Annotated in this window: 27 protein-coding genes and 1 pseudogene; 17 read left to right on the top strand and 11 right to left on the bottom strand. The window is 66.2% G+C overall.

Annotation, left to right across the window (positions count from 1 at the left end):
* Positions 1-16: 16 nt before the first annotated feature.
* Genes CRM90_RS00825 through nthB form a run of 4 tightly spaced genes read right to left on the bottom strand, consistent with a single transcriptional unit; the run spans position 17 to position 2,258 of the window.
* Positions 17-532 (bottom strand): DUF1097 domain-containing protein, encoded by a 516-nt coding sequence (locus CRM90_RS00825; RefSeq protein WP_102805121.1) that lies wholly within the window; start codon positions 530-532, stop codon positions 17-19.
* A gap of 19 nt (positions 533-551) precedes the next feature.
* Positions 552-929: a nitrile hydratase accessory protein gene (locus CRM90_RS00820; protein ID WP_102805120.1), complete on the bottom strand. Its 378-nt coding sequence runs from the start codon at positions 927-929 to the stop codon at positions 552-554.
* 4 nt (positions 930-933) lie between these two features.
* Entirely contained in the window at positions 934-1,527 is a 594-nt protein-coding gene (gene nthA / locus CRM90_RS00815) for a nitrile hydratase subunit alpha (protein ID WP_102805365.1), read from the bottom strand.
* A 20-nt stretch (positions 1,528-1,547) separates the two neighbouring features.
* The gene (nthB, locus tag CRM90_RS00810; RefSeq protein WP_233209100.1) at positions 1,548-2,258 is read right to left on the bottom strand and encodes a nitrile hydratase subunit beta; all 711 of its coding nucleotides are present in this window, start codon (positions 2,256-2,258) and stop codon (positions 1,548-1,550) included.
* Positions 2,259-2,486: 228 nt separating this feature from the next.
* Here nthB and CRM90_RS00805 point away from each other — a divergent pair, with 228 nt between their 5' ends.
* Genes CRM90_RS00805 through CRM90_RS00790 form a run of 4 tightly spaced genes read left to right on the top strand, consistent with a single transcriptional unit; the run spans position 2,487 to position 4,782 of the window.
* On the top strand, positions 2,487-2,717 hold the full coding sequence (locus tag CRM90_RS00805) for a CbtB domain-containing protein (RefSeq protein WP_102805364.1): 231 nt from the start codon (positions 2,487-2,489) through the stop codon (positions 2,715-2,717).
* A gap of 11 nt (positions 2,718-2,728) precedes the next feature.
* Positions 2,729-3,442, top strand: a complete 714-nt coding sequence (locus CRM90_RS00800; RefSeq protein ID WP_102805119.1) for a CbtA family protein — start codon at positions 2,729-2,731, stop codon at positions 3,440-3,442.
* On the top strand, positions 3,429-4,430 hold the full coding sequence (locus CRM90_RS00795; RefSeq protein ID WP_102805118.1) for an acetamidase/formamidase family protein: 1,002 nt from the start codon (positions 3,429-3,431) through the stop codon (positions 4,428-4,430). Before CRM90_RS00800 ends, CRM90_RS00795 begins: the two co-directional genes overlap by 14 nt.
* A 49-nt stretch (positions 4,431-4,479) precedes the next feature.
* Positions 4,480-4,782 carry a hypothetical protein gene (locus CRM90_RS00790; protein WP_102805117.1) on the top strand — a complete coding sequence of 101 codons (303 nt, stop codon included), beginning with the start codon at positions 4,480-4,482 and terminating at the stop codon, positions 4,780-4,782.
* Here the strand turns inward: CRM90_RS00790 and CRM90_RS00785 are convergent.
* Positions 4,779-5,723, bottom strand: coding sequence for a putative antibiotic biosynthesis monooxygenase (locus CRM90_RS00785; protein WP_102805116.1), 945 nt, complete (start codon positions 5,721-5,723; stop codon positions 4,779-4,781). The two genes, CRM90_RS00790 and CRM90_RS00785, sit on opposite strands and share 4 nt — an antisense overlap.
* 3 nt (positions 5,724-5,726) lie before the next feature.
* On the bottom strand, positions 5,727-6,140 hold the full coding sequence (locus CRM90_RS00780; RefSeq protein WP_142391301.1) for a hypothetical protein: 414 nt from the start codon (positions 6,138-6,140) through the stop codon (positions 5,727-5,729).
* 62 nt (positions 6,141-6,202) lie between these two features.
* Here CRM90_RS00780 and CRM90_RS00775 point away from each other — a divergent pair, with 62 nt between their 5' ends.
* The 9 genes and pseudogenes from CRM90_RS00775 (at position 6,203) to CRM90_RS00735 (ending at position 14,762) form a co-directional block, all read left to right on the top strand.
* Complete coding sequence (locus CRM90_RS00775; protein WP_102805114.1) at positions 6,203-6,871, top strand: GAP family protein; 669 nt, start codon at positions 6,203-6,205, stop codon at positions 6,869-6,871.
* Between the two features lie 23 nt (positions 6,872-6,894).
* Positions 6,895-8,070: an FAD-binding oxidoreductase gene (locus CRM90_RS00770; protein WP_102805113.1), complete on the top strand. Its 1,176-nt coding sequence runs from the start codon at positions 6,895-6,897 to the stop codon at positions 8,068-8,070.
* A 108-nt stretch (positions 8,071-8,178) separates the two neighbouring features.
* Positions 8,179-8,424: a hypothetical protein gene (locus CRM90_RS00765; RefSeq protein ID WP_036346847.1), complete on the top strand. Its 246-nt coding sequence runs from the start codon at positions 8,179-8,181 to the stop codon at positions 8,422-8,424.
* An 8-nt stretch (positions 8,425-8,432) separates the two neighbouring features.
* Positions 8,433-10,217 carry an acetate--CoA ligase gene (gene acsA / locus CRM90_RS00760; RefSeq protein WP_102805112.1) on the top strand — a complete coding sequence of 595 codons (1,785 nt, stop codon included), beginning with the start codon at positions 8,433-8,435 and terminating at the stop codon, positions 10,215-10,217.
* The gene (gene pdhA / locus CRM90_RS00755; protein WP_102805111.1) at positions 10,214-11,188 is read left to right on the top strand and encodes a pyruvate dehydrogenase (acetyl-transferring) E1 component subunit alpha; all 975 of its coding nucleotides are present in this window, start codon (positions 10,214-10,216) and stop codon (positions 11,186-11,188) included. Before acsA ends, pdhA begins: the two co-directional genes overlap by 4 nt.
* A pseudogene (locus tag CRM90_RS00750) lies at positions 11,185-12,153 on the top strand (alpha-ketoacid dehydrogenase subunit beta); the annotation flags it as partial. The gene pdhA and the pseudogene CRM90_RS00750, both read left to right, overlap by 4 nt.
* Before the next feature lie 227 nt (positions 12,154-12,380).
* Positions 12,381-13,595 (top strand): dihydrolipoamide acetyltransferase family protein, encoded by a 1,215-nt coding sequence (locus CRM90_RS00745; RefSeq protein WP_102805110.1) that lies wholly within the window; start codon positions 12,381-12,383, stop codon positions 13,593-13,595.
* Between the two features lie 12 nt (positions 13,596-13,607).
* Entirely contained in the window at positions 13,608-13,850 is a 243-nt protein-coding gene (locus CRM90_RS00740) for an acyl carrier protein (RefSeq protein WP_102805363.1), read from the top strand.
* Positions 13,851-13,859: 9 nt separating this feature from the next.
* Complete coding sequence (locus CRM90_RS00735) at positions 13,860-14,762, top strand: aldose 1-epimerase (RefSeq protein WP_102805109.1); 903 nt, start codon at positions 13,860-13,862, stop codon at positions 14,760-14,762.
* A gap of 49 nt (positions 14,763-14,811) precedes the next feature.
* Here the strand turns inward: CRM90_RS00735 and CRM90_RS00730 are convergent, their stop codons facing one another.
* Complete coding sequence (locus tag CRM90_RS00730; protein WP_233209099.1) at positions 14,812-15,816, bottom strand: LacI family DNA-binding transcriptional regulator; 1,005 nt, start codon at positions 15,814-15,816, stop codon at positions 14,812-14,814.
* A 157-nt stretch (positions 15,817-15,973) separates the two neighbouring features.
* On the opposite strand from CRM90_RS00730, the gene CRM90_RS00725 reads away from it, so the two are divergent.
* The 4 genes from CRM90_RS00725 to CRM90_RS00710 are packed head-to-tail and all read left to right on the top strand — an operon-like array spanning position 15,974 to position 19,910.
* Complete coding sequence (locus tag CRM90_RS00725) at positions 15,974-17,287, top strand: aryl-sulfate sulfotransferase (RefSeq protein WP_102805107.1); 1,314 nt, start codon at positions 15,974-15,976, stop codon at positions 17,285-17,287.
* On the top strand, positions 17,284-18,147 hold the full coding sequence (locus CRM90_RS00720) for an ABC transporter permease (RefSeq protein ID WP_102805106.1): 864 nt from the start codon (positions 17,284-17,286) through the stop codon (positions 18,145-18,147). Before CRM90_RS00725 ends, CRM90_RS00720 begins: the two co-directional genes overlap by 4 nt.
* A gap of 1 nt (position 18,148) precedes the next feature.
* On the top strand, positions 18,149-18,907 hold the full coding sequence (locus tag CRM90_RS00715; protein ID WP_102805105.1) for an ABC transporter ATP-binding protein: 759 nt from the start codon (positions 18,149-18,151) through the stop codon (positions 18,905-18,907).
* Between the two features lie 34 nt (positions 18,908-18,941).
* Positions 18,942-19,910, top strand: a complete 969-nt coding sequence (locus CRM90_RS00710; RefSeq protein WP_102805104.1) for an ABC transporter substrate-binding protein — start codon at positions 18,942-18,944, stop codon at positions 19,908-19,910.
* Positions 19,911-19,938: 28 nt separating this feature from the next.
* On the opposite strand, the gene CRM90_RS00705 is transcribed toward CRM90_RS00710, so the two are convergent.
* From CRM90_RS00705 to dnaK, 4 genes are read right to left on the bottom strand one after another with little or no spacing between them, the layout of a single operon-like run.
* Positions 19,939-20,310, bottom strand: coding sequence for a heat shock protein transcriptional repressor HspR (locus tag CRM90_RS00705; RefSeq protein ID WP_036342955.1), 372 nt, complete (start codon positions 20,308-20,310; stop codon positions 19,939-19,941).
* Entirely contained in the window at positions 20,310-21,491 is a 1,182-nt protein-coding gene (dnaJ, locus tag CRM90_RS00700) for a molecular chaperone DnaJ (RefSeq protein WP_036342953.1), read from the bottom strand. Before dnaJ ends, CRM90_RS00705 begins: the two co-directional genes overlap by 1 nt.
* 34 nt (positions 21,492-21,525) lie before the next feature.
* Positions 21,526-22,161 carry a nucleotide exchange factor GrpE gene (gene grpE, locus CRM90_RS00695; RefSeq protein ID WP_102805103.1) on the bottom strand — a complete coding sequence of 212 codons (636 nt, stop codon included), beginning with the start codon at positions 22,159-22,161 and terminating at the stop codon, positions 21,526-21,528.
* On the bottom strand, positions 22,158-24,008 hold the full coding sequence (dnaK, locus tag CRM90_RS00690) for a molecular chaperone DnaK (protein ID WP_102805102.1): 1,851 nt from the start codon (positions 24,006-24,008) through the stop codon (positions 22,158-22,160). The genes grpE and dnaK overlap by 4 nt, the downstream gene beginning before the upstream one ends.
* Between the last annotated feature and the right edge of the window lie 117 nt (positions 24,009-24,125).

Here is a 24,125-nt window from a genome sequence, read left to right as displayed (position 1 = left end):
TGCGCGACAGCGTATCTCACTGTGCCACGCGCCGCGGGACTGTCACCTGCGAGATCATCCCCAGCGCCGCGGCACCCCACTCCGAGGCGATACCGAAGCTTGCGCCTACCAGAGCCGTCGTCGCCGCGATCAGCGCCGGATTGGACACACCGGCGGTCGTGATGGAATTCCCCGTCGCCGCAATGGTTCCGACGGTCATCGCGAAACCGAACACGATCGCCGGTGTAGCCGACACCCAGGCCAGCCGCGAGACCTGCACCATGGCGAAGCTACCCACTCCCACCGCGACGGCCAGCAGTACCGCACTGGAGGTGTTGTGCACCGACAGCAGGGTGAGCGTGGCGATCGCGATACCGGTCCAGTTGCACACCACCGACTTCACCAGCCCCGGAACTCCTGTCCCCACGAAGAAGAATGACGCCCACGCCAGAAACAGCACCCAGACCGGAAGCTTCCAGACCGTTGCCGTCATGAGTGTCGACAGCGCCCCGAGCACTCCCACGCTCAGGGCCAGCGCAGAAATTTTCGACATCCGCGAAATCTCCTCTGCCTCAGTGCTCGTGGTCGTGGTCGTGGTCGTGGTCGTGATCGGCGTGGGCGAGGCGCTGCGCCTCGGTGACGGTCCGCGTTTCCAACTGGTCGGTGTCGAAGAACTGCTTCTGTGCTGCCAACCGGCAGAACGCCTCGGCGAATTGGCGGTAGTAGACCTCCGGGTCGCAGGTCTCGTCGACCCCGGAGTCGCCGATCGCCGCGATCAGGTGCACCTTGAACTCGTCCCACTCGAAGGCCCCGGACTTGCACAGGTGCACGACGAGCCCGAAAAGCCTTCCCTGCCAAGGTGCGTCGAACACCAGCTCACCGTTGGAACGAGGCAGCGCGATTGCACCGCCGAGGTCGTCGAACCCGGTCAGATCAAGGGTCGCGGTCATCGGTTCACTCCCCCGGCACGGAGGCGAGCGCGGTGCCCACCATGGAATCGCGGTTGATCAGCGGGATCAGCTCGTCAACCGTCATGGTCTCGGTGCCCTTGGGGCGCTGAGGGATGACGAGGTAGCGGATCTCCGCGCTGCTGTCCCACACGTCGATCTTGACTTCGGGCGGCAGCTCGAGTCCGAACTCGCCGAGTACCCCGCGCGGGTCCTTGACCACGCGCGCACGGTATTGCGGGTACTTGAACCAGGCCGGCGGAATGCCCAGCAGTGTCCACGGATAGCAGGAGCACAGCGTGCACACCACCACGTTGTGTCGTTCATCGGTGTTCTCGACTGCCACCATGTGTTCGGTCTGCAGGCCGGTGAAACCCATGTCGGCGATCGCGGCGGTGGCATCGCGGAGCAACCACTCGCGGTACTCGGGTTCGGTCCACGCCCGCGCCACCACCTTGGCCCCGTTGACCGGGCCCATATCGTTCTCGAACGAGGCGACGACAGCATCGACTGCCTCGTGTTCGGCCAAGCCCTTTTCGACCATCAGCGACTCGAGCGCGTTCACTCGCGCCTCGACGTCAGACAAAGACAGCCAATCCATTTCGCTCATTTCTCCTAGTCTCAGGCCGGTTCGAGGTAGTTCTCGAACAGATCGGCGTACAGGTTGAAGTCCTCGACCGCCTCGTCACCCCACAAGTCAACGGAGTTGAACTTGACCATGTAGAGCTGATGGGGAGTGTCGATCTGCTTGTGCGCGCTGTCGGCGGGATCATGAAATGCCCCGTACTGCTTGGCAATAACGCCCACGGTGCGATTCAGATAGCCGGGCAACCGGTTGTGGGTCACCTCATTGAGATTGCGCACCGCCACCTTGTCACCCACGCCGTAACGTGGCGGGGTGTCGGCGGGCAGATCATGCGGCGTCCCTTTCCACAGGATGTCGATCATCTGCTGGGCGAACGGCGATAGGTTCTCCGGCTTCTGCGGATGCGGCGTCATCGATGGAGCGCCCAGTTCCTGCATCCGTGCGTCGATCTCCTCGTGGGAGACGTAACCCTTGTCGTTGAGCAGCTTTTCCACCGAGAACAACCAGTGGGCGTAATAGGTGGAGTCAAGGTACTCACTCCACTTCATCAGCTCGATGCCATGGCGTTGTTCATCAAGGTTGAAGGCACCTTTGGCGATCGCCATGGCGGTAACCGCGTGCATCCGGCCTTCGAAGGGGTAGCGCCAGTCCGGGATCCCCGGTTCGAGGAATTCAGTGGCGACGGGGCCGATGCCGTCGCGCCCACCCAGGTCGTGTGGACCGTGCATATCCGGCTCTCCAATCATTAGTTCACGGTCATAATACTTTCATTTGGAACTATGCGCACTGTCGGCAGCCTTACGCAATCCGTACCGCCATGCGTAACACAGGATTTACGCACGACCGGCCTCGTGTTAAACCTGGATTTCAGGCCCGCCAGACCAGGCTCTTCCGGTTGACCGCTCGGAACCCTGCGGGGTATTCAGAGCAAGCGAAATATTTGCAATATGGAAGTAACTACCGAGAGGGACATGATGTCTTCGACTACTCGACGGTCCGCCGCGCGGCCGAGCGCGACGTTCGAGCTGCCCGACACCCACACCACAGGCATGGCCCTGCAGCTGACGGTGACCACCGTGCTGGCCTTGATCGCGTTCTATTTCATCGGATTCGACCAGGGCGCGGTGTCGGTATTCGGCTCCGACACCCACATCCATGAGTTTGTCCACGACGCCCGGCACCTGCTCGGCTTCCCCTGCCACTGAAAGGTCACGCCATGCAGAGAATCATCGGCCTCGGCCTGACAGCCGGACTGTCAGGTGGGATCGCCGCATTCGTTTTCGCGCGCATTCTGGTCTCCCCACTCATCGATGCGGCCATCGGCCACGAAGAGGCACACGCCCACGGCGAGGAACACGAGATATTCAGCCGCGCCCTGCAAGAGAATGTCGGCGCCGGTGTCGGCACGGTGATGTTCGCCGTCGTGCTGGGCGCACTGTTCTCTGTCGCGGTCGCGGCACTGTCGATGCAGATGACCCGGCGCGGTATGCACACCGACCTTCGGTGGCCGGTCAGCGCCTTGGCGGCGATCGGCTTCGTCGCGGTCAATCTCGTTCCGGCCCTGTGCTTCCCGGCGAATCCGCCCGGCGTCGGCCAGGCAGACACCATCGGGGCGCGCACCACTGCATATCTGGTCATCCTGCTGGCTTCAGTGGCGCTGGCGATCATCGCCGTCGCAGCCGCCGTGCGGCTCAGTGCGCGTCTGGGCACGTGGTCGGCAGTCGCAGTCGCAGGCTGGGGCTACCTGGTCAGCATCGGCGCCATCGCGCTCCTGGTCCCCCGGTTCGATGAGGTCTCCGATCATTTCCCGGCCGACTTCCGGATCAATTCACTGCTCACCCAGGCGCTCATGTGGCTGGTACTGGGCACCGTGTTCGCGGCGCTGCTGCCCCGCGTCCTCAGCACCAGGATGGTCGATGCACGTCGTTGAGTTCACTCCCACCCGCGATCAATACGTCTGGACCTTCGGGGGCGCCGAGCCCGTCCTGGAGGTCTCGCCCGGCACCGCGATGCGGCTATGGACCGAGGACGCCTTCGCCGGGCGGGTCACGTCCAGCACCGACAAGCCCAGCCGCGTGCTGAACACCAAGGAGCTCAACCCGCAGACCGGCCCGTTCTATGTCACCGGGGCGGAGGTCGGTGACACCCTGGCGCTTCACTTCGTGTCGATCGAGCCGGCCAGGGACTGGGCCGCCTCGACGACGATCCCGCTCTTCGGCGCCCTCACCGGCACCGATCGCACGGCCACTCTGCAGGCGCCGCTGCCCGAATTGGCCTGGATCTACCGGATCGACCGGGCGCGGGGTACCGCAACCTTCACCGCACACGAAAGCGACTTCACCCTCGACATCCCGCTGGCACCGATGATGGGGACGGTCGGCGTCGCACCCGCCCTGCGGGAGGTCCGGACCACTCTGGTCCCGGACTACTTCGGCGGGAACATGGACACCCCGGAGCTGCGCGCGGGCACCACGGTCTACCTGGGCGTGAACACCGAGGGCGCGCTCTTCTCGGTGGGTGACGGCCACTATCGCCAAGGTGAGGGTGAAACCTGCGGAACGGCCCTGGAGGGCGCGATGAACGTGACCCTGGTCGTCGACCTCATCAAGGGCGGCGCGCCGGCGTGGCCGCGCTTCGAGCACGACGACGCATTGCTGACGGTGGGTTCGGCACGCCCGCTCGAGGACGCCTGGAGGTGCAGCCAGGTCGAGATGGTGCGCTGGCTGGAAGAGCTGTACGGGTTGAGCACCATGGACGCCTACCAGCTGTGCAGCCAACTGTGCCTGTCCCCGTTGGCCAACGTGGTCGACGTCAACTACAGCGCGGTCACCAAGATCGCGAAGGCGCTCCTCCCGTCGGCAGACCCCTACGGCGGCGTGCACCGCAAACTGCGACAGATGTCGGCGCAGTTGACCTGAGCACACGGGCGGGGGTGGACACCGATCGGATCGAACATATGATCGAACAGTGGGTGAGCTGACCTCGATCGGTTACAACGGTCAGCCGCTGCGGCCGCCCTTCCGGCCGGTGTCCCCGCCCGAACCGGTGCTCGTCGATCTGACCGTGCTCTTTCCCCGCGAACCGCACCGGACCGGCCGCTACCACCCGCATGGATTGCAGATGCACAAGGTCGTCAGGGGCATGCTGTCCTGCTGGGGATTGTGCGAGCAGGGCGATTGGTGGGGCCTGGTCACCTACGACATCTCGTACGGGCCCAAACGCAAGGCAGTGACGCACTGGGTTCCGGCCTGGACACTCAAGCGGACCTAGCCTCGCGCGAAGTCCCAGTACTGCAGCCACCGAACGACCGCGAACACACCCAGCGTCACCAGGTAACCGACGACGATCGCGCTCGCGCCGAGCACGCTGACGCGGACCCCCGCCCCGTCGATCGGATCGAGCCAACGCCGGAACCACCGCCCGACCCACGGCATCAGCGCCCACTGCAGGACAGCCACGCTGACCACCTGACTGAGCCACATCGCCAACCACGGCGGGGCACCGGCGCCGTCGAGGACCGGGCCCATGAACCGCGACAGCAGCATCACCGTCGGGTAGAGCACCAGCAGGATCAGCATCGCGGTCTTCCATCTCGGAGTGACCGCGGTGTGGCCGTTCTCGGTCCGCACCGTGCTGCCGAAGGTCGTGATCGAGGACACCAGGGAGAATTCTCGGGTCAGGCTCAACCGCAGCGGCCCCAGCGCGGCGCGGCGTTCCGGCGACTCCAGCCACGTCACGAGTTGGTGTTCGGTACGGAACCGCAGCACCGCGAACGAATCGCCGCCGGTGTCCGGGGCGAAGGTGCAACATCCTTCGAACCCGCTGAACCGGGCGCTCACCTCCGCCAGCTGAGCCTCGGCCGCCACGAAGTCGGCGGCGCGGTCCGCCGCCACCATGTGCCGAAAGAAGCCGACGCCGGGCGGCACCCCGCTGTCCTCGACGATCACGATATCGGCTGTGGCACGAAGAATTCCGCGCCTCCTGCCATCGTTCAGCGACCGTTGGCGGGCCGAGCTGTCCAGCCAATGGTGCAGCGCCCGCGCGTTGGCGAAGGTGACGGCGAGTCCCCAGTCCAGGTGCGGATCAGCCAGCACGGAGACCCGGAAATCGGTCGACTCCGATGCGGTGGTGCGCATCGTGTCGGCCCACTCGATGAAGTCGGCGGGGTCGTTCGCGGGGTGGAAGATCGTGACGACGGTCGCCGTGCTCATGGGCTAGGTCCGCCCGGCGTTCGGCACCGAGGTCGTGGCGTACGGGTTGGTCAACGTGACCGTCGTGGTGGGAGTGGTGTACTCGGTCTCCGACGGGATGACCACTTCGCTCGAGGTGTCCGACGGCGACGTCGAGGTCGACGATGGGGAGCCCGGGTTCAGATCGGTGGTGGAGATCCGCGTCGACGTGGTGCGCGACGTGGTGGACGTCTTCTTGCTCGAGGACGTGGTGGTGCTGATCGCCGGCGCATAGGTCACCGGCCCGTCGCGCCGCTGCGAGCTCTCCGAGGTGTCCAGTACCGCGTACACCAGGATCGCGAGCAGCACCAACGCTGCCACCCCGGAGACGTAGACCAGAGTGTTCTGCTGGCCGTCGTGGCCGCCATCACCCTTTTCTTCGTCGGCATCCATGCCCACGGGCAGAGATAGTACGGTCAGCCGTGATCGAGCGTTGCCCGTCTACGCCCCAGGAGGCATCTGTGACGACCGGCCTCGGTTCGGAGCTGACCGAACTGATCCCCCTGGCGCTCGTCATCACACTGTCCCCGCTGACGATCATCCCGGGCATCCTCATGCTGCACACGCCCTCGCCCCGGCCGACCAGCATGGCGTTCCTGCTGGGCTGGGTGCTCGGCATCGGCGGCCTGACCGCGGCGTTCGTGCTGGTGTCCAACGCTCTGGGCGGACTCAACAAGCAGCCGACGTGGGCACCCTACGTCCGCATCGTGATCGGGGCGGCGCTCGTCGCGTTCGGGCTCTACCGCTGGTTCACCCGCAAGCGCACGGAGCACACCCCCAAGTGGCTGACATCGATGACCAGCATCGGTCCGCCCCGCGCCTTCGTGACCGCGGTGGTGCTGGTGGTGGTCAACCCGAAGGTCCTGTTCATGTGTGCCGCAGCAGGTTTGGCGATCGGCTCGGCGGGGCTGGGGACCACCGGGGCGTGGACGGCCGACGCCGTGTTCACCGCCGTCGCGGCGTCCTCGGTGGCGTTGCCGGTGCTGGCCTATCTGGTTGCCGGTGAGCGGCTGGACGAGCCGCTGACCAAGCTCAAGAACTGGATGGAGGCCCAGCACGCGACTCTGGTCGCCGTGATCCTGGTCGTCATCGGTGCCATGGTGTTGTACAAGGGCGTTCACGGCCTGTAGTTCGCGGGCCTACACTCGCGGCCGTGGGTCTGGAGGATCGTGATGCGCTCGCGGCGCTGCAGGCTGCGTTCGAAGACGCCGCGGCTCCCCAGTCGGCATCCCAGCAGCTGCTGAACCGGTTCTACACCCGATGGTTCGCCCTGGACTCTGAAGTGCGGGATTTGTTCCCCCCCGAGCTGGCGCCGCAGCGGGCGGCGTTCGGTCAGGCGATGCACTGGGTGTTCGGCGAATTCGTCGCCCAGCGCGCCCAGGCCCCGGTGGCTTTCCTCGCCCAGCTCGGCCGTGATCACCGCAAATACGGTGTCACACAACGACATTACGACAGTATGCGGCAGGCGTGGTACTCCGAGATGCGCAGCCACCTCAGTGATCGCTGGACCCCGGCCGTCGACGACGCCGCAATCCAGGCCGTCAACCTGATCACCGGAATCATGGGCGGCGCGGCCGACGCCGAGAATGGGCCTGCGTGGTGGGACGGCACCGTCCTCGAACACCACCGGGTATCACGCGACCTCGCAGTCGTCCGCCTGCACCTGGACCGGCCGATGCCCTACCACCCGGGGCAGTACGTCAACGTCCATGTTCCTCAGTGCCCGCGCCGCTGGCGCTTCCTGTCACCCGCCATGCCACCGGACCCGGACGGGTTCATCGAGTTCCACGTGCGCTCGGTGCTCGGCGGCATGGTCAGCAATTCGATCGTGGCCGAGACCCGCCCCGGCGATCGCTGGCGGCTGTCCAGCCCGCACGGCGCGATGGAGGTGGACCGCGACGGCGGCGACGTCCTGATGGTGGCAGGCAGCACCGGCCTGGCGCCGCTGCGGGCGCTGATCATGGATCTGTGCCGATACGGCGAGAACCCGCGGGTGCATCTGTTCTTCGGCGCCCGCTATCCGTGCGAGCTCTACGACCTGCGGACCTTGTGGGAGATCGCCGGCTCCAACCCGTGGCTGTCGGTATCGCCGGTATCGGAGTACTCCAGCGATCCGCCGTGGGCGGCCGACTATCCCGATGTCCAGCCACCCCGCGGCCTGCATGTGCGCCAGACCGGGGGACTTCCCGAAGTGGTGACCAAATACGGCGGCTGGGGCGATCGCCAGATCCTGATCTGCGGAGGTCCCGCGATGGTGCGCGCCACCCGCGACGCTCTGCTCACCAAGGGCGCACCGCCGGAGCGCATCCAGCACGACCCGCTGCACTGACCCAGCCGGTCGCAGCCCGTTAGCCCCGAGTTCGGGGACTTTCGTCCCTTCCAGCTCGCATCAGCCTCGACCACCATCGTTTGTGGGGGTGGTAAGTGAGGGGTGGAGATGACTTCTGGTTTGGCCGACGAGACTGAACTCGACGCCGTTGCTTGGGAATTCCTCTGCTCGCCATACACCGGACGCATCTACTGGGACTGGTCGCTGGAACGGCGGCTCGACGCCTACCTCCGCCATCAGGACCGCCACGACATCCTCAACAGCGGCGCCGCCTACGCGACGTTGCGCGACAGGGTGATGGCCAACCTGGGGCAGGCGCGCCGCAAGGGCGTCCTGGCCCCGCCGCACGTGTGAGGGACACCATGGACGTCATCCACAAAGGCGACGGCGACCTCAAGGTCACCCCCAACCTCGTCGACTACGCGCAGACCCGCGCCTCGTTCCGATGGTCGGATGTGCCCGACCTGTGCGCCGCGATGGGCCAGGGCGGCTGCAATATCGCCTACGCCGCTGTCGACCGGCACGCCGAAGGTTCGGATGCCGACCGGACCGCGTTGCGGTTCATCGCCGACATCCCCGACTCCCCCGAGCTGACCACCCACGACATCAGTTACGCCGAGTTGGGCCGGTTGTCGCGTCGGTTCACCAACGTGCTGCGCGGCTTGGGAATCGGCAAGGGTGACCGCGTCTTCGTCATCATGGGCCGCGTCCCCGAGCTCTACACCACCATGCTCGGTGCGCTGCGCAACGGCAGTGTGGTCTCACCGCTGTTCTCCGCGTTCGGCCCCGAACCGATCGCCACCCGCGTCAACATCGGATCAGCCGACGTGCTGGTCACCACGGCGGCGATCTACAAGCGCAAGATCGCCAAGATTCGTGGGGAGCTGACGTCGGTCAAACATGTCCTGGTGGTCGGTGACGACATCGAGGGCACCGAGAACTTCCATCGGCTGATGGCCGCCGTCGGCGACGACGCACCCATCGAACACACCACCGCCGACGATCCGTCGCTGCTGCACTTCACCAGCGGCACCACCGGCACACCCAAGGGCGCCCAGCACGTCCACGGCGCAGTCGCCATGCACTACATCACCGGCCGCTACGCCCTCGATCTCCACGCGGGCGACATCTATTGGTGCACAGCCGATCCCGGCTGGGTGACCGGCACCTCATACGGGATCATCGCCCCGCTGCTGCACGGCGTCACCTCGATCATCGACGAGGCCGAGTTCGATGCACAACGGTGGTATCGCATCCTGCAAGACGAGCAGGTGACGGTGTGGTACACCGCCCCGACCGCCATCCGGATGCTCATCAAGGCCGGCCCGGAACTGCCTGCGCAGTACCACTTTCCGCACCTGAGGTTCATCGCCAGTGTGGGTGAGCCGCTCAACGCCGAAGCGGTGTGGTGGGGCAAACGGGTGCTGGGCTTGCCGATTCACGACAACTGGTGGCAGACCGAGACCGGCGGCATCATGGTGGCCAACACCCCGGCCTTCGACATCAAGCCCGGGTCGATGGGCCGCCCACTGCCCGGGGTCGACGCCTGTGTGGTGCACCGCGACGATTCCGGCGCGGTCACCGTCATCGACGAGCCGGACGTCGAGGGCGAGTTGGCGTTGCGCGTCGGCTGGCCGTCGATGTTCCGCGCATACCTCAATCAAGACGAGCGCTACCGCAACAGTTTTGCCGGTGACCTGTACCTGTCGGGCGATCTGGTCAAGCGGGACGCCGACGGCTATCTGTGGTTCGTCGGGCGGGCCGACGACGTCATCAAGTCGTCGGGGCATCTGATCGGACCGTTCGAGGTCGAGAACGTGCTGACCGATCATCCCGCGGTCGCCGAGGCGGCGGTGATCGGCAAGCCCGACCCCACCTACGGCGAACTGGTCAAGGCGTTCGTCACACTCAAGACGGGGTATGCCGAGAGCGACGAGTTGCGTCGCGATCTGATGGGCCATGCGCGAAAGCGGTTGGGGGCCGCGGTGGCACCCAAGGAGATCGACTTCGTGGACGCGTTGCCCCACACCCGCTCCGGCAAGATCATGCGCCGGCTGCTCAAGGCCCGCGAGCTGGGACTGCCCGAAGGTGACACCTCGACGGTGGAGACCGCCGCCGTCCAGCACGGCAGCGAGGTGACCGCATGACCGATCAAGACCTGGCGCGCGGGCTGCTCTCGGACATGATCCGGGTGCGGCGCATGGAAGAGAAATGCGCCGAGATGTACAGTGCGGCAAAGATTCGCGGCTTCCTGCACCTCTACGTGGGCGAGGAAGCGGTGGCCGCGGGCTCACTGCGCGCGCTGGGACCCGACGATGCTGTGGTCGCCACCTACCGGGACCATGCCCACGCCCTGCTCCGCGGGATCCCGCTCACCGCGATCATGGCCGAGATGTTCGGCAAGCAGGAGGGCTGCTCGCGCGGACGCGGCGGGTCGATGCACCTGTTCGACGCCTCGCGCCGGTTCTACGGCGGCAACGCGATCGTGGCGGGTGGTCTGCCGCTGGCCACCGGTCTTGCCTTTGCCGACGCGCAACTCAAGCAGAATCGCGTCACCGCATGCTATTTCGGCGAGGGCGCCATCGCCGAGGGCGCCTTCCACGAGTCCCTGAACATGGCCGAGCTGTGGCAGTTGCCGGTGCTCTACCTCTGCGAGAACAATCGCTACGCCATGGGCACCGCGATCGACCGCGAGCTCTCCCAGACCGACGTCACCGCCAACGCCGCGGCCTACCGGGTACCCACCGCATCGGCGGACGGCATGGACGTGCTGGCCTGCCATGCCGCCACGGCCGCCGCCGTCGAGCACATCCGCACCGAGGGCGGCCCGTTCTTTCTCGAATTCCGCACCTACCGGTTCCGCCCGCATTCGATGTTCGACCCCGAGTTGTACCGGGAGAAGACCGAAGTGGAGCACTGGCGTGAACGCGATCCGATCCGCCTGTTCACCGAGAAGTGCCTCGCCGACGGCACTCTGAGCGCCGACGACGTCGCGGCGATGGAGCAGCGCGCCGCCACCGAGGTCGACGACGCGGTGGCTTACGCCGAGGCCGGAACATTGGAGAGCGTCGAGGAACTCACCCGAGATCTGATGACCCCGGCGGAGGCACTGTCATGAAGACCACCTACCGCAATGCCGTCCACGACGCGATTCGCGAAACAATGCGCAACGACCCGCGGGTGGTTCTGCTGGGCGAGGACGTCGGACGCTACGGCGGTACCTATGCGGCGTCGAAGGGACTTCTCGAGGAGTTCGGCCCCGAGCGGATCCGTGACACCCCGCTGTCCGAGCTGGGATTCGTCGGCATCGGCATCGGGGCCGCGATCAACGGTCTGCGTCCGATTGTCGAAGTGATGACCGTGAACTTCAGTCTGCTGGCGCTCGACCAGATCGTGAATACTGCTGCGGCACTTCGACATATGTCCGGTGGGCAATTCTCGGTCCCGCTGGTCGTCCGGATGGCGACCGGCGCCGGCCGACAGCTCGCCGCCCAGCACTCGCACAGCCTGGAGGGGTGGTACGCCCACATCCCGGGGATCACAGTGGTGGCCCCGGCGACGGTGGCCGACGCGTACGGGATGCTGCTCACCGCGTTGGAAGATCCGGACCCGGTGATCGTGTTCGAGCATGTGCAGCTCTACAACACTGCCGTCGACGTCGACGCCCTGGTGCCGACCGACATCAACCGGGCCGCAGTTCGGCGCGGCGGAACTGACGTCACGATCATCGCCTACGGCGGCTGCGTGCCCAAGGCACTCGACGCCGCCGACCAACTGGCTCTGGTCGGTATCGACTGCGAGGTGATCGATCTGCGCGTGCTGCGCCCCCTCGATGACGACACCATTATGGAGTCGGTGCGCAAGACGCACCGCGCGGTCATCGTCGACGAGATGTGGCGCACCGGCAGTCTGGCCGGGGAGATCAGCGCGCGGATCGTCGAGGGGGCGTTCTACGACCTGGATGCTCCCATCGCCCGGGTGTGCAGCGTCGAGGTGCCTATCCCCTACGCCAAGCACCTCGAACAGGCGGCACTGCCGCAGCCGGACAAGATCGTGGCCGCGGTGCGGGGGCTGTTCGGAGAGGGTACCGGCGGGCAGGAGCGAAGCGACCCGGGGAAAGGTACCGGCGGGCAGGAGCGAAGCGACCCGGGGAAAGGTACCGGCGGGCAGGAGCGAAGCGACCCGGGGAAAGGTACCGCCGGGCAGGAGCGAAGCGACCCGGGGAAAGGTACCGGCGGGCAGGAGCGAAGCGACCCGGGGAAAGGTACCGGCGGGCAGGAGCGAAGCGACCCGGGGAAAGGTACCGCCGGATGATCGAGTTCACGATGCCGGCCCTCGGTGCGGACATGGACGAGGGCACCCTCGACGAGTGGCTGGTCAAGCCCGGCGACACGATCACCCGCGGACAGATCGTCGCGGTCGTCGAAACCACCAAAGCCGCAGTGGAAATCGAATGCTGGCATGAGGGTGTGGTCGCCGAGTTACTTGTCCCCGTGGGGCAGACAGTGGCCGTGGGCACACCGCTGGCCACCCTGGCCGAATCAGGTGAGACGCCGCGACCGCACATGGCGGCCCCGGCCGCGGCACCGGTTGCGGCACCCCACCCCGAGACCCCGGTTGCACAGCGACCGACCCTGGCCGCGCCCGTCGGCCACCGACTGTGGGTGTCCCCGGTCGCACGGCGTACGGCGGCGTCACTGGGCGTCGACCTGGGCGCTGTGACCGGAACCGGCCCACAGGGGGCGATCACGCTCATCGATGTCGAGCATGCCGCTGCCGCACAGCATCACGCCGAGCCCAAGCCGGCCGCCCCGGTCGCGAGTTCCGAACCGAAGTCGGCGGCGGAGAAGGCCAAGCAGCGCGGCGCCGCCATGCGCGCGTCGATCGCCGCGGCGATGGGCCGCTCCAAGCGGGAGATCCCGCACTACTACCTGGCCGACGAGGTGATCCTTGATACCGCGCTGGGGTGGCTGACCGAGCAGAACGTGAACCGGCCGATCACCGAGCGGCTGCTGCTCGCGGTGCTGCAGCTCAAAGCCGTGGCGCTGGCCGCGCAGCGGTTCACCGAGTTCAACGGCTTCTGGCATGACGACGGCTACCAGCCGGCCGCGGGTGTGCATGTGGGCGTGGCGATTTCGCTGCGCGGCGGCGGGCTGGTGGCGCCGGCGATCCACGACGTCAACGAGAAGAAGCTCGACGAGCTGATGAGCGACCTGACGGATCTGGTGGCCCGCGCTCGGGCCGGCTCGCTGCGCAGTTCGGAGATGTCCGATCCGACCATCACCGTCACAAACCTGGGCGACAAGGGCGTCGACTCCGTCTTCGGCGTGATCTACCCGCCGCAGGTCGCGCTGGTCGGGTTCGGCAGGCCCGCCCAGCGCGTGGTCGTGGTCGACGGCGGAATCCGGGTTGCGACAACGGTGCACGCCAGCCTGGCCGCCGACCATCGCGCCAGCGACGGTCATCGCGGCGCGTTGTTCCTTGCCGAGATCAACCGGTTGCTGCAGCAGCCCCAGGAGCTGTAGGAGGTGCTCGACGTGAGCGATACCGAGATCCGCGACCAGGTTGTGCAGGAACTGCTAGCCATCGCGCCGGAGATCGAAGAGGGCGACCTGTCCGACGCCGAGCTCCTGCGTGACCAGGTCGACCTGGATTCGATGGACTGGCTGAACTTCCTGGTTCGGTTGCACAAGCGCTTCGAGGTCGACATCCCGGAGTCGGAGTACGCCTCACTGCGCACGATCGACGACTTGACCAGCTACATCGGCGCCCACCGCTAGACTTCGACGGTGGCCGAGCTGCCGTCCGTCGTTCTGCATGATCCGTCCTCGCCGCTGACGGCGACGTATGTCCCGTCGGCGGGCATGATCTGCACGTCGCTGTCCGACGATGGCGTGGAATTACTAGGTCAGCGCCGCGGCCTGCAGGCCTATCTGAGCGACGGGAAGACGCTCGGCATCCCGATCCTGTATCCGTGGGCTAATCGGTTGAGCGCCAACGGCTATGGGCTCGACGGCGGCGCAGTGACGTTGACCCCCGGGGTCGGCGGTGTGCGCACCGACCCGAACGGCCTGCCGATCCATGGCGTGCTCGCGGCATATCCCGGGTGGCAGGTCACCGAGCAGTCCAAGAACCGGCTGATCGCCGATCTGGACTACGGAAGCCGGCCGGCCCTGCTGGCCAGCTTCCCGTTCCCACATGTGGTCACCCTCGACATCACGTTGGCCGATCGAGCGCTGACGGTGCAAACCACCGTCACAGCCACCACGTCGGCGGCCGTGCCGCTGTGTTACGGCTTCCACCCCTACCTGACGGTTCCCGGGGTTCCCCGATCAGAGTGGACGTTGGAGACGCCGCCCCTCGAGCATCTACTCGTGGACAACCGCGGTCTCCCTACCGGCGAACGAGTGGACTGGCCCGCCTACTCGGAGAAGCTGGGCGACAAGACATTCGACGACGGGTTCGACGGGGTGCCGGCAGGTGGGGTGTTCGCACTCACCGGCGGTGACCGCCGCATCGAAGTGCTTTTCGCCCAGGGGTTCCCGGCCGCGCAGATTTTCGCGCCGGGCAACGACGATGTCGTGGGACTTGAGCCGATGGCCGCGCCCACCAATGCGCTCGGCAGGGGCGGCTACGACACCGCGACGCCGGGGCGGCCGGCGGTTTCGGTTTTCACGATCCGGTTGCGCTGATCGCTCAGCGTGACCGTCGGGCGCTTCGGCAGTTCCGGGGCGGACCGACTCAGCATCCGCATGTGTTGCCGACCCGTAGCGTCGGTTCCAGGACGCCGAGATCCGGCCCGACATCTCCCAACAATTCGGCAAGGGCGCGGTGGGCGATCGCATCGACCGGCTGTTGTGCGGCAGTCAGCTGGAATACACCGTAGTCGTTGTCGCTGCCGTCGAACCCGACCACCCGGATGTCACCAGGAATCGCATACCCGGCGTCAATCACCGCCCGAATCGTCGCCGCCGTCTGCCCGAAGGTCCCGACGACAAAGGCATGTGGTGGGTCCGCCGCGCCATGAAGGCAGTGACTGACCGCGGCGTAGGCACCGGCGGGGGTCAGATCGGTGCGGACCGCCCGGACGCCGCCGCCTGCGACGGCTGCGACGCCGACGTACCGTTGATGGACCGTCTCGCGGTCGCCGTGTCCGACATCGGCGGCGGTCCAGCCGCCGACGAATACCATCTCAGAACAGCCGTGCACGTCGCGTAGGTGGCGCGCGACAAGTTCGCCGGCCTGAACATGGTCTATGCCCACGATCTCGGCCGCCACCTCACCGCGGACGCTGTGCATCCACACCACCGGGATCCGCTCCTGCACACACAGCTTGGCGGTCTGCTGCGGGTTGGCGGCACCAATCACCACCAGCCCGTCGATCCCCACCTCCGCGAAGGCCGTCGCGAACTCGAGCTCACGCTCCGGGTCGTAGCCGGTGTTACCGATCATGGTGAGGTGGTCGCGAGCGCGCGCTTCCACTTCGATCCGGCCGACGAACTCCCCGAAGAGCGGAAGCATGAGATCCGGTACCAGCAGCCCGATCTGGCGCCAGCGCCGCGGTCGTCGAAGTGCACGCGCACGCAGGTCCGGGCGGTAGTTCAGCTCATCGATGGCGCTGATCACCTTGGCGCGCAGGGTCTCTGAGACTGGCCGCGGTCCGTTGTTCAGCACGTAGCTCACGACAGCCGTCGACGTGCCGGCCCGGCTCGCCACGTCAGCCAACGTCGGCCGCTTACCGCTCAAGTGGGCCCCCTTCGGTAGTCCGCGACGCCGCCGCCAAGCATTGAAATCACACCGATTGTGACAGTTCCGCCCGGCCGGCGCCGAGCTTACGCTAATCGATTAGAAGATTTACTGGGAGGACTCGTGGTCGTAACAAGCTCTTGGTGGAGTGGTTGACATGGCATTCGTACGACTCGCGGGAGTCACCTACCTCGACCCTGAACTCGCCTACGACAGTTACATCCTGTTCACCGGCGCCGACTCGGTCACCCGGTTGATCGACCTCAACGGTGACGTCATTCACGAATGGCCCTATGCCGGTGTCCCGGCCCGGATTCTCGATCCGGCACTCAACGCAGGGCGAGTCGGTGACGTCATCGTCCAGCTCGCCGACAGCGGAGACGGTCGGGGCGGCATCTACGCCAACGGCACCATCGGTCAGCTCGACTGGGATGGCGAACGCATCTGGGAATGGGGCGCCGAGGCGCCCGGCGGCGCGGCGCGGCAGAACCACGACTGGGAACTGCTCCCCAACGGCAACCGACTGATTCTGGTGACGGTGCCCCGGCGGGTACCGGCGTTCGGCGACCTGATCGTGGGCGACCAGGGGCTCTACGAGGTCACGCCGGATGGCCACATCGTCTGGCAATGGCTGGCCGGCGATCACCTCGACGAGTTCGGGTTCTCCGAGGCCGGCTGGCGCGCACTGCGTGAGACCGTTGCCCGCGACCCCGAAGACCCGTGGGGCTATCTGGAGATGAACAGCGCGAAATCACTGGGCCAAAACCATTGGTACTCCGAGCACTCCGACCCGACCTTCCACCCCGACAACATCCTTGTCAGTTTCCGCAAAGCAAATATCGTCGCACTCATCGACAAGTCGACAGCGAACATCGCCTGGCGAATCGGTCCCTATTACGCTGCCGAGGCCGGCGCACAGCATCAACGGATCAGCGTGCACAAGGTGCCTCGCCCGCTCGACCAGACCGCCGGCCAGCACAACCCCCACATGATCGCGGCGGATCTGCCCGGCGCCGGGAACATCCTGGTGTTCGACAACCAGGGCGGCGCCGGCTACCCACCCGCACCGATCGGCATTTACGCCGGCTCGCGGGTACTCGAAATATGCCCTACGACAAAAGAAATCGTGTGGCAATACACCGCTGAGGACTCCGGGTTGCCACCATGGACGTTCTTCAGTTCCTTCGTCAGCAACGCGCAACGACTTCCCAACGGCAACACACTGATCACCGAAGGCATGCAGGGGCGGCTCTTCCAGGTCAGCCCGGGCGGTGACGTGGTCTGGGAATACCACAGCCCCTATCAGGGCTACGGTGTCGCGGGCGAGCCTGAAGTGAAACAGCCCCGAGTGGCTGACATCGACCGGCTCAGCCGCACCGCCCTGATCTACCGATCGCAGGCTGTTCCCTTCGGCTGGACCCCCGCGGGAACCCCGCGAACCGCGCCACGGAAAGTCGACCTACGCCGATGAGCACCGATATCGGCGTACTGCACATCGCGTCCACCTCGGCTGCGCAGACGCCGGGAACCCGCCATCAGGCCCACCGTTCGACTCTGTCCAGACGGGTGCTGAACCGCTTCAAGGCACTCGGGTGGATGCTGACCGGCTTGGTCCTCGCGTCAGCTGTCTGGTCGCTCGTGGTGGCCAGCGGCCGCTTTCCTCGTCAGCTTTTCCCAAGTGTGGCAGAGATTTTGGCAGCCGGACACGGCCTGTGGACCGACGGGCTGCTCGCCGCGGACATCACCGCCAGTCTGAGCAGGGCCGCCACGGGATTCCTCCTGGGCGCGACGGCGGGAATCGTGGTGGCGGTCGTCACCGCCACCACCACGGTCGGACGCCGGGCACTGCAACCCGTGTTGCGGATATTCGCGCCCATCCCGACCATCGGCCTGGTCCCGCTTGCCATTCTGTGGTTCGGGCTCGGGGAGAACAGCAAGACTCTGGTGATCGCGCTCGGCGTCTTCGTCCCGGTCTGGATCAACAGCCACGGGGGGCTGGCCGGGACGCCGACCGACTATCTGAAAGCCGCACGCTGTCTGGGTGCCGGCCGGTGGCAGACCTTACGCAAAGTCGTCCTCCCCGAGGCGACCCCCGACATCGTGTCCGGCCTGAGAGTGGGAGCGGCGATGGCATTCGTACTCATCGTCGTCGCCGAGATGACCGGGACCACTGCGGGTATCGGCTACCGCATTTACCAGGCGCAGCTCTTCTCGCAGGCCGACCGGTTGATCTTCTGCCTGATCGTGCTGGGTGTCATCGGCGCGGCATGCGATTCCCTCATCGACACGGCGAGCGCACCGTTGACTCGCTGGGCACGAGAGGAGCACTGAGATGGCACTGGACACCAGCGATCTCGTCGTGCAGTTTCCAGGCGCGGCGACCCCGACCCTCAAAGGGATCTCGCTGAGCGTCCCCGATGGTTCATTCACAGTCCTGGTCGGCGCCTCCGGCAGCGGAAAGTCGACACTGCTACATTGCCTGGCCGGGCTGATCACCGCCACCTCCGGCGCGGTGATCGACAATGGCCAGGCCGTCACCGCTCCCGACCCTCGTCGAGGCGTGGCTTTCCAGCGCGACGTCCTGTTTCCGTGGATGAGCGTCGCCGACAACATCGACTTCGCCTTGACCGCAAGGAAACTGGACCGGCGGCAACGGCACGCTCGGATCGCCGAACTACTCGACACCGTCGGTCTGCACGCCGGCGTGGGTAGCCAGCGCCCCGCGGAGCTTTCCGGTGGTATGCGCCAGCGCGTGAGCATCGCACGCGTGCTTGCCGGTGAGCCCTCCGTGATGCTCATGGACGAGCCCTTCGCCGCCCTGGATGCACTGACCCGCTTGCGCATGCAGGACCTGCTCATCGAACTCTGGTCACGCCTGAACCGCACGATCGTCTTCGTCACCCACGACATCGACGAGGCGATACGCCTGGGGGACAGCGTCAATGTGCTGCAGGACGGACAGATCGTCGACCAGATCACCAACCCCCTGGGTCGCCCCCGGCCGGCGGACACGCTCGCCGAACAGCCCGGCTACGGAGCGATTCGCAAGACCCTGCACCACCGACTCGGCATCGACCACGCCGTGCACTGACACATCCATCCCTGCTCGCACAAAGGACGACTGAGTGAACACAACCCTGAAACGACTCATGGCGGCTGCCATTGCCACGTTGGCAGTGGCCACCTCGATCACCGCCTGCGCCCACGACTCCAGCAGCAATGCTGATGAACTGACCGTCGGCTTCGTCGTGGATCCCTCGTGGGCCCAGATTCCCGTGGCCGCCGACGGCGGGATGTTCAGCAAGCACCACGTCAACGTCAAGGTTGTGAACTTCCAATCCGGCGTCGAAGCGTTGCAGGCGGTGAGCGCCGGCCAGGTCGACATCACCACCGCGGCGGACGTTCCGACGGCGGCGGTACTGACCCGCTCGCCGGCGCTGCGCATCGTCGCCGACGGATCCCGTTGGGAGGGTTCGCGGATCGTGGCCCGGCGCAGCGCAGGCATTACCACCATCGCCGACCTCGCAGGCAAGTCGATCGGCACGCCGTTGGGTACCAGCGCCGCGTACTACGTATCAAATGCGCTGGCCCAGAACAACATCAAGGCGGATCTTATCCAGGTTTCACCGTCGGCCATGGTCACCGCGGCCACCCAACACAACGTCGACGCGGTCTCGATTTTCCAGCCGTACCAGGCTCAGACGATTGCCGCGCTCGGCGATGACGCGGTGCCGTTGAACGGAGGCACCTACATCCAGCACAGCTTGTTCATCGCCTCCCCGTCGGCGATCTCGTCGAAAGGGGCAGAGATCACGTCGTTCTTCGCCGCACTCGGCGACGCAAGCACCGCACTGTCTGCCCACGATGCTGCCGCGACGGCCGCGGTCGCCAAGGCCACCCAACTGGACACGCAGCTGCTGAATACCGTCTTGTCCGAGTTCGACTTCACGATTCAGCTGAAACCCGACCTCGCCGCCGACCTCAGCGCGCTCGCCGAATGGGGTAAGACCCAGAAGTCGATCGACGCGGCTACCACGCTGCCTGACTACAACCAGTTCCTCGACGGGCAGTTCCTGACAAAGCCGGCATCCTGAAGCGGAGCTGAGCAGGCTGCGGAGCCGACTAGCGGCGCGGCTTCCAGACCACCAGCGCTGTGCTTTTCGGTACCACCGCCAGATCGCGACGCTGGTTGGCGCGCAACGACTCCAGCTCGTCCATCATCTCCTCGACGCGGGACTGCAGAGCCTCGACCTGATTGGTCAACTCGATGATCCGCTTGATCCCAGCGAGGTTCACACCTTCGTCCTGCGACAGCCGCTGCACCTCGCGCAGCAGCTCGACGTCGCGCTCCGAATACCGCCTTCCGCCACCGGAACTGCGCCGGGGGCTGACCAGACCGAGCCGGTCGTAGGTGCGCAACGTCTGCGCATGCATACCGGCCAGCTCGGCGGCCACCGAGATCAGAAACGTCCGGGCCTCATCCGACGTGGCCATCAGCGGTTACCCGCCCATCCCGCCCGGGGGTCGAACCCGCTGGACCGCTCGGCGGCCGCGTAGGCCTCTAGCGCCTCGAGCGCCTCGCCCTCGAGATTCGGTGGCACCGCGACCTTCACGGTGACCAACAGGTCGCCGTGACCGCCGTCGCGTTTGGGCACTCCACGCCCACGCACCCGCAGGATCCGGCCGTCGGCGGTGCCCTTCGGCACTCGCACCCCGACCTTGCCCTCCAGGGTGGGCACGGAAAGCGTTGTCCCCAAGGCCAGTTCGGTGAAGCTCACCGGGACCGCCACGGTCAGGTCATCGCCGTCACGGCCGAACACCTTGTCCGGCCGAACATGGACGGTGACATACAGATCGCCCGACGGCGCACCGCGCAACCCGGCCTCACCCTGCCCGGCCAGCCGGATACGCTGGCCGTCCTCGACGCCCGGTGGGATCCGGACGTTGATAGTGCGGGTCCGGGTGGTGACTCCGGTGCCATGGCACTCGTCGCAGGGATGCTCGATGATCGAGCCGCTCCCCCGGCAATCGGTGCACGGCTCGGAGAACCCGAATGCGCCCTGGTTGCGGTTGATCACACCGGAGCCGTTGCACGACGGACACACCTTCGGGCTGGTGCCCGGACGTGCGCCGCTGCCATGGCAATTCGTGCATGGCGCCGGACTGGTCAGCCGCAACGGCATGGCGACGCCCTTGGTCGCCTCCAGGAAATCGAGATCGGTCTCGGTCTCGAGGTCCTTGCCCCGCCGCGGCCGGCTCGGGCGCGGCGCTGCGCCGCGCCCGAACAGGCCACCGAACAAGTCGCCGATGTTCGTGCCGCCGGTCTGGCTGGCCGTGTCGAACAGGTCGTTCAAATTGAACTCGCCGCCGTCGGCGCCGTAGCCACTGAAGCCGCCGAACCCACCACCGCCGCCGTTACCGCGGCGGAACCCGCCGCCGGCGAACATCCGCCGGGTCTCGTCGTACTCCTTGCGCTTGGCCGGATCGGTCAGGACGTCCCTGGCCTCGCCAACCTCTTTGTAGCGCTCGTCGGCCGCCTTGTTGTCCGGGTTGCGGTCGGGGTGATTCTCGGCGAGCAGCTTGCGGGCCACCCGCTTGATCTCGTCCTCGCTGGCGTCAGAGGAGACGCCGAGCACCTTGTAGAAATCCTTCTCAACCCATTCGCGTTGGACCATGCCGCGTCACCTCCTCTCACCGTCGGTCATGTTGTTAATTCGATTCTGCGTTCTGCGCGCCGCTCTGGTCGCCGTTGGCGGGCGTGTCGGCCTTCCGAGGTGCCGCCGATCCATCGTCGACGGTGTCCACCACCCCGACGAGTGCGTGCCGGAGCACCTGATCGCCGAGCCGGTAGCCCTGCCTCATCACGTTGCCCAGCACCGGCTTGGAGCCCTCGCCCTCGTGCTGCACGGCTTCGTGCAGCGATGGATCGAACTCGTCGCCCTCGGCGCCGAAGGCGGTAAGGCCCAGTCCGGCCAGTGCTGACGTGAGCTTGTCGGCGACCGACTTCAGCGGACTGGTCTCGAGGTCGCCGTGGCTGCGTGCCCGGTCCAGGTCGTCGAGGATGGGCAGCAACTGGCTCACCACGGCGGCCTTGGCGCGCTCGCCGGCCACCTGCTGATCGCGCAGCGCGCGCTTGCGGTAATTGGCGAAATCGGCCTGCACTCGCTGCAGGTCACCGAGCAGTTCAGCGGCTTTGTCCGACTCCTCCGGCGTTTCGCCCGCGAAGTCCCCCGGCGCCGACCCACTGGGGGCCGGGCCGGAGGCCTCGCGAACTTCTCCGGTCTGGGGGTCGATTCGGCGCTTGTCGGTGACAGTTACCGGTTCTTCCTCGCGACCTTCGCTCACTTGCGCTCCTGATCATCGTCATCCACGACCTCGGCGTCCACGACATCGTCAGCGGACGAACCACCCGACGGTCCGGCGCTCTGGTCGGCCTGAGTGGCCTCGTAGATGGCCTGGCCCAGAGCCTGGCTTTCCTGGCCCAGCTTCTCCATGGCGGACTTGATCGCACCGATGTCGCTGCCGGCCAGCGCCGTCTTCGCCTCGGAGATCGCGGCGTCGACCTTGGTCAGCGTGTCCTCGGGGACCTTAGAGCCGCCTTCGGTTTCGCGCTGTTCAGTGACGAACTTCTCCGTCTGGTAGACCAGCGACTCGGCTTGGTTGCGGACGTCGGCCTCTTCGCGGCGCTTGCGGTCTTCCTCAGCGTGCGACTCGGCGTCCTTGATCATCCGGTCGATCTCCTCCTTGGACAGGCCGGAGCCTTCCTGGATCTTGATCGTGTTCTCCTTGCCGGTGCCCTTGTCCTTGGCGGTGACGTGCACGATGCCATTGGCATCGATGTCGAAGGTCACCTCGACCTGGGGCACACCGCGCGGAGCCGGCGGCAGGCCGGTCAGCTCGAAGGAGCCGAGCAGCTTGTTGTGCGCCGCGATCTCGCGCTCACCCTGATAGACCTGGATCTGCACCGACGGCTGATTGTCGTCGGCGGTGGTGAAGGTCTCCGACCGCTTGGTCGGGATCGTGGTGTTGCGCTCAATCAGCTTGGTCATCACGCCGCCCTTGGTCTCGATACCGAGACTCAGCGGTGTGACGTCAAGCAGCAGAACGTCTTTCACCTCACCCTTGAGAACACCCGCCTGCAGCGCGGCGCCAACGGCCACAACTTCGTCGGGGTTGACGCCCTTGTTGGGCTCCCGTCCACCGGTCAGTTCCTTGACCAGGTCGGTCACCGCGGGCATGCGGGTGGAACCACCGACGAGCACCACGTGGTCGATGTCGGACACCGAGATGCCGGCGTCCTTGATGACCTGCTGGAACGGCTGGCGGGTGCGGTCCAGCAGATCTTGGGTGATCTTCTGGAACTCCGAACGGGTCAGCTGCTCGTCGAGGAACAGCGGGTTCTTGTCGGCGTCGACGGTGATGTAGGGCAGGTTGATCGAGGTGCTGCCACTGGAGCTCAGCTCGATCTTGGCCTTCTCGGCGGCTTCGCGAAGCCGCTGCATGGCCATCTTGTCCTTGGTCAGGTCGATGCCGCTGGTGCCCTTGAACTTGTCGACCAGCCAGTCGACGATCCGGTCGTCCCAGTCGTCGCCACCGAGGTGGTTGTCACCGGAGGTCGCGCGGACCTCGACGACACCGTCGCCGATCTCCAGCAGCGAGACGTCGAACGTGCCACCGCCGAGGTCGAAGACCAGGATGGTCTGTTCCTTGCTGCCCTTGTCCAGGCCGTAGGCCAGCGCCGCGGCAGTCGGTTCGTTGACGATGCGCAGCACGTTGAGGCCGGCGATCTGGCCGGCTTCCTTGGTGGCCTGACGCTGGGCGTCATTGAAGTAGGCGGGCACGGTGATGACCGCGTCGGTGATGTCCTCACCGAGGTAGCTTTCGGCGTCCCGCTTGAGCTTCATCAGCACGCGGGCGCTGATCTCCTGCGCCGTGTAGTCCTTACCGTCGATCTCGACGGACCAGTCGGTGCCCATGTGCCGCTTCACCGAACGGATGGTCCGGTCCACGTTGGTCACTGCCTGGTTCTTGGCGGGCTGGCCGACCAGCACTTCGCCGTTACGTGCAAAAGCCACCACTGATGGCGTGGTACGGGACCCTTCGGAGTTGGCGACGACGACCGGGTCGCCACCCTCCAGTACCGCCACGACGGAGTTGGTGGTCCCGAGGTCGATGCCGACCGCACGAGCCATGTTGAATCCTCCTGATAGTTACGTCTTTGGGTCTGAGCGAACCAGGCTCAAGACTGCCCCCGCCGGTGGTCGGCTGTCAAGCCAGAGTTGAGTCGATATCACTCAAGTTGTCGAATT

Source organism: Mycobacterium sp. ENV421 (assembly GCF_002887815.1).
Classification (GTDB): domain Bacteria; phylum Actinomycetota; class Actinomycetes; order Mycobacteriales; family Mycobacteriaceae; genus Mycobacterium.
Note: the sequence above shows the minus strand (reverse complement) of the source record. Positions and strands in the feature narration are given on the sequence as shown.

What these genes read in the sequence shown, in the direction of transcription:
- nthB (WP_233209100.1), bottom strand. Translation starts at nt 2,258, where the DNA reads ATGATTGGAGAGCCGGATATGCACGGTCCACACGACCTGGGTGGGCGC.
- CRM90_RS00825 (WP_102805121.1), bottom strand. Translation starts at nt 532, where the DNA reads ATGTCGAAAATTTCTGCGCTGGCCCTGAGCGTGGGAGTGCTCGGGGCG.
- CRM90_RS00745 (WP_102805110.1), top strand. Translation starts at nt 12,381, where the DNA reads ATGATCGAGTTCACGATGCCGGCCCTCGGTGCGGACATGGACGAGGGC.
- CRM90_RS00820 (WP_102805120.1), bottom strand. Translation starts at nt 929, where the DNA reads ATGACCGCGACCCTTGATCTGACCGGGTTCGACGACCTCGGCGGTGCA.
- CRM90_RS00805 (WP_102805364.1), top strand. Translation starts at nt 2,487, where the DNA reads ATGTCTTCGACTACTCGACGGTCCGCCGCGCGGCCGAGCGCGACGTTC.
- CRM90_RS00765 (WP_036346847.1), top strand. Translation starts at nt 8,179, where the DNA reads ATGACTTCTGGTTTGGCCGACGAGACTGAACTCGACGCCGTTGCTTGG.
- dnaK (WP_102805102.1), bottom strand. Translation starts at nt 24,008, where the DNA reads ATGGCTCGTGCGGTCGGCATCGACCTCGGGACCACCAACTCCGTCGTG.
- CRM90_RS00800 (WP_102805119.1), top strand. Translation starts at nt 2,729, where the DNA reads ATGCAGAGAATCATCGGCCTCGGCCTGACAGCCGGACTGTCAGGTGGG.
- acsA (WP_102805112.1), top strand. Translation starts at nt 8,433, where the DNA reads ATGGACGTCATCCACAAAGGCGACGGCGACCTCAAGGTCACCCCCAAC.
- CRM90_RS00795 (WP_102805118.1), top strand. Translation starts at nt 3,429, where the DNA reads ATGCACGTCGTTGAGTTCACTCCCACCCGCGATCAATACGTCTGGACC.
- CRM90_RS00725 (WP_102805107.1), top strand. Translation starts at nt 15,974, where the DNA reads ATGGCATTCGTACGACTCGCGGGAGTCACCTACCTCGACCCTGAACTC.
- CRM90_RS00785 (WP_102805116.1), bottom strand. Translation starts at nt 5,723, where the DNA reads ATGAGCACGGCGACCGTCGTCACGATCTTCCACCCCGCGAACGACCCC.
- nthA (WP_102805365.1), bottom strand. Translation starts at nt 1,527, where the DNA reads ATGGATTGGCTGTCTTTGTCTGACGTCGAGGCGCGAGTGAACGCGCTC.
- CRM90_RS00705 (WP_036342955.1), bottom strand. Translation starts at nt 20,310, where the DNA reads ATGGCCACGTCGGATGAGGCCCGGACGTTTCTGATCTCGGTGGCCGCC.
- CRM90_RS00715 (WP_102805105.1), top strand. Translation starts at nt 18,149, where the DNA reads ATGGCACTGGACACCAGCGATCTCGTCGTGCAGTTTCCAGGCGCGGCG.
- CRM90_RS00720 (WP_102805106.1), top strand. Translation starts at nt 17,284, where the DNA reads ATGAGCACCGATATCGGCGTACTGCACATCGCGTCCACCTCGGCTGCG.
- dnaJ (WP_036342953.1), bottom strand. Translation starts at nt 21,491, where the DNA reads ATGGTCCAACGCGAATGGGTTGAGAAGGATTTCTACAAGGTGCTCGGC.
- pdhA (WP_102805111.1), top strand. Translation starts at nt 10,214, where the DNA reads ATGACCGATCAAGACCTGGCGCGCGGGCTGCTCTCGGACATGATCCGG.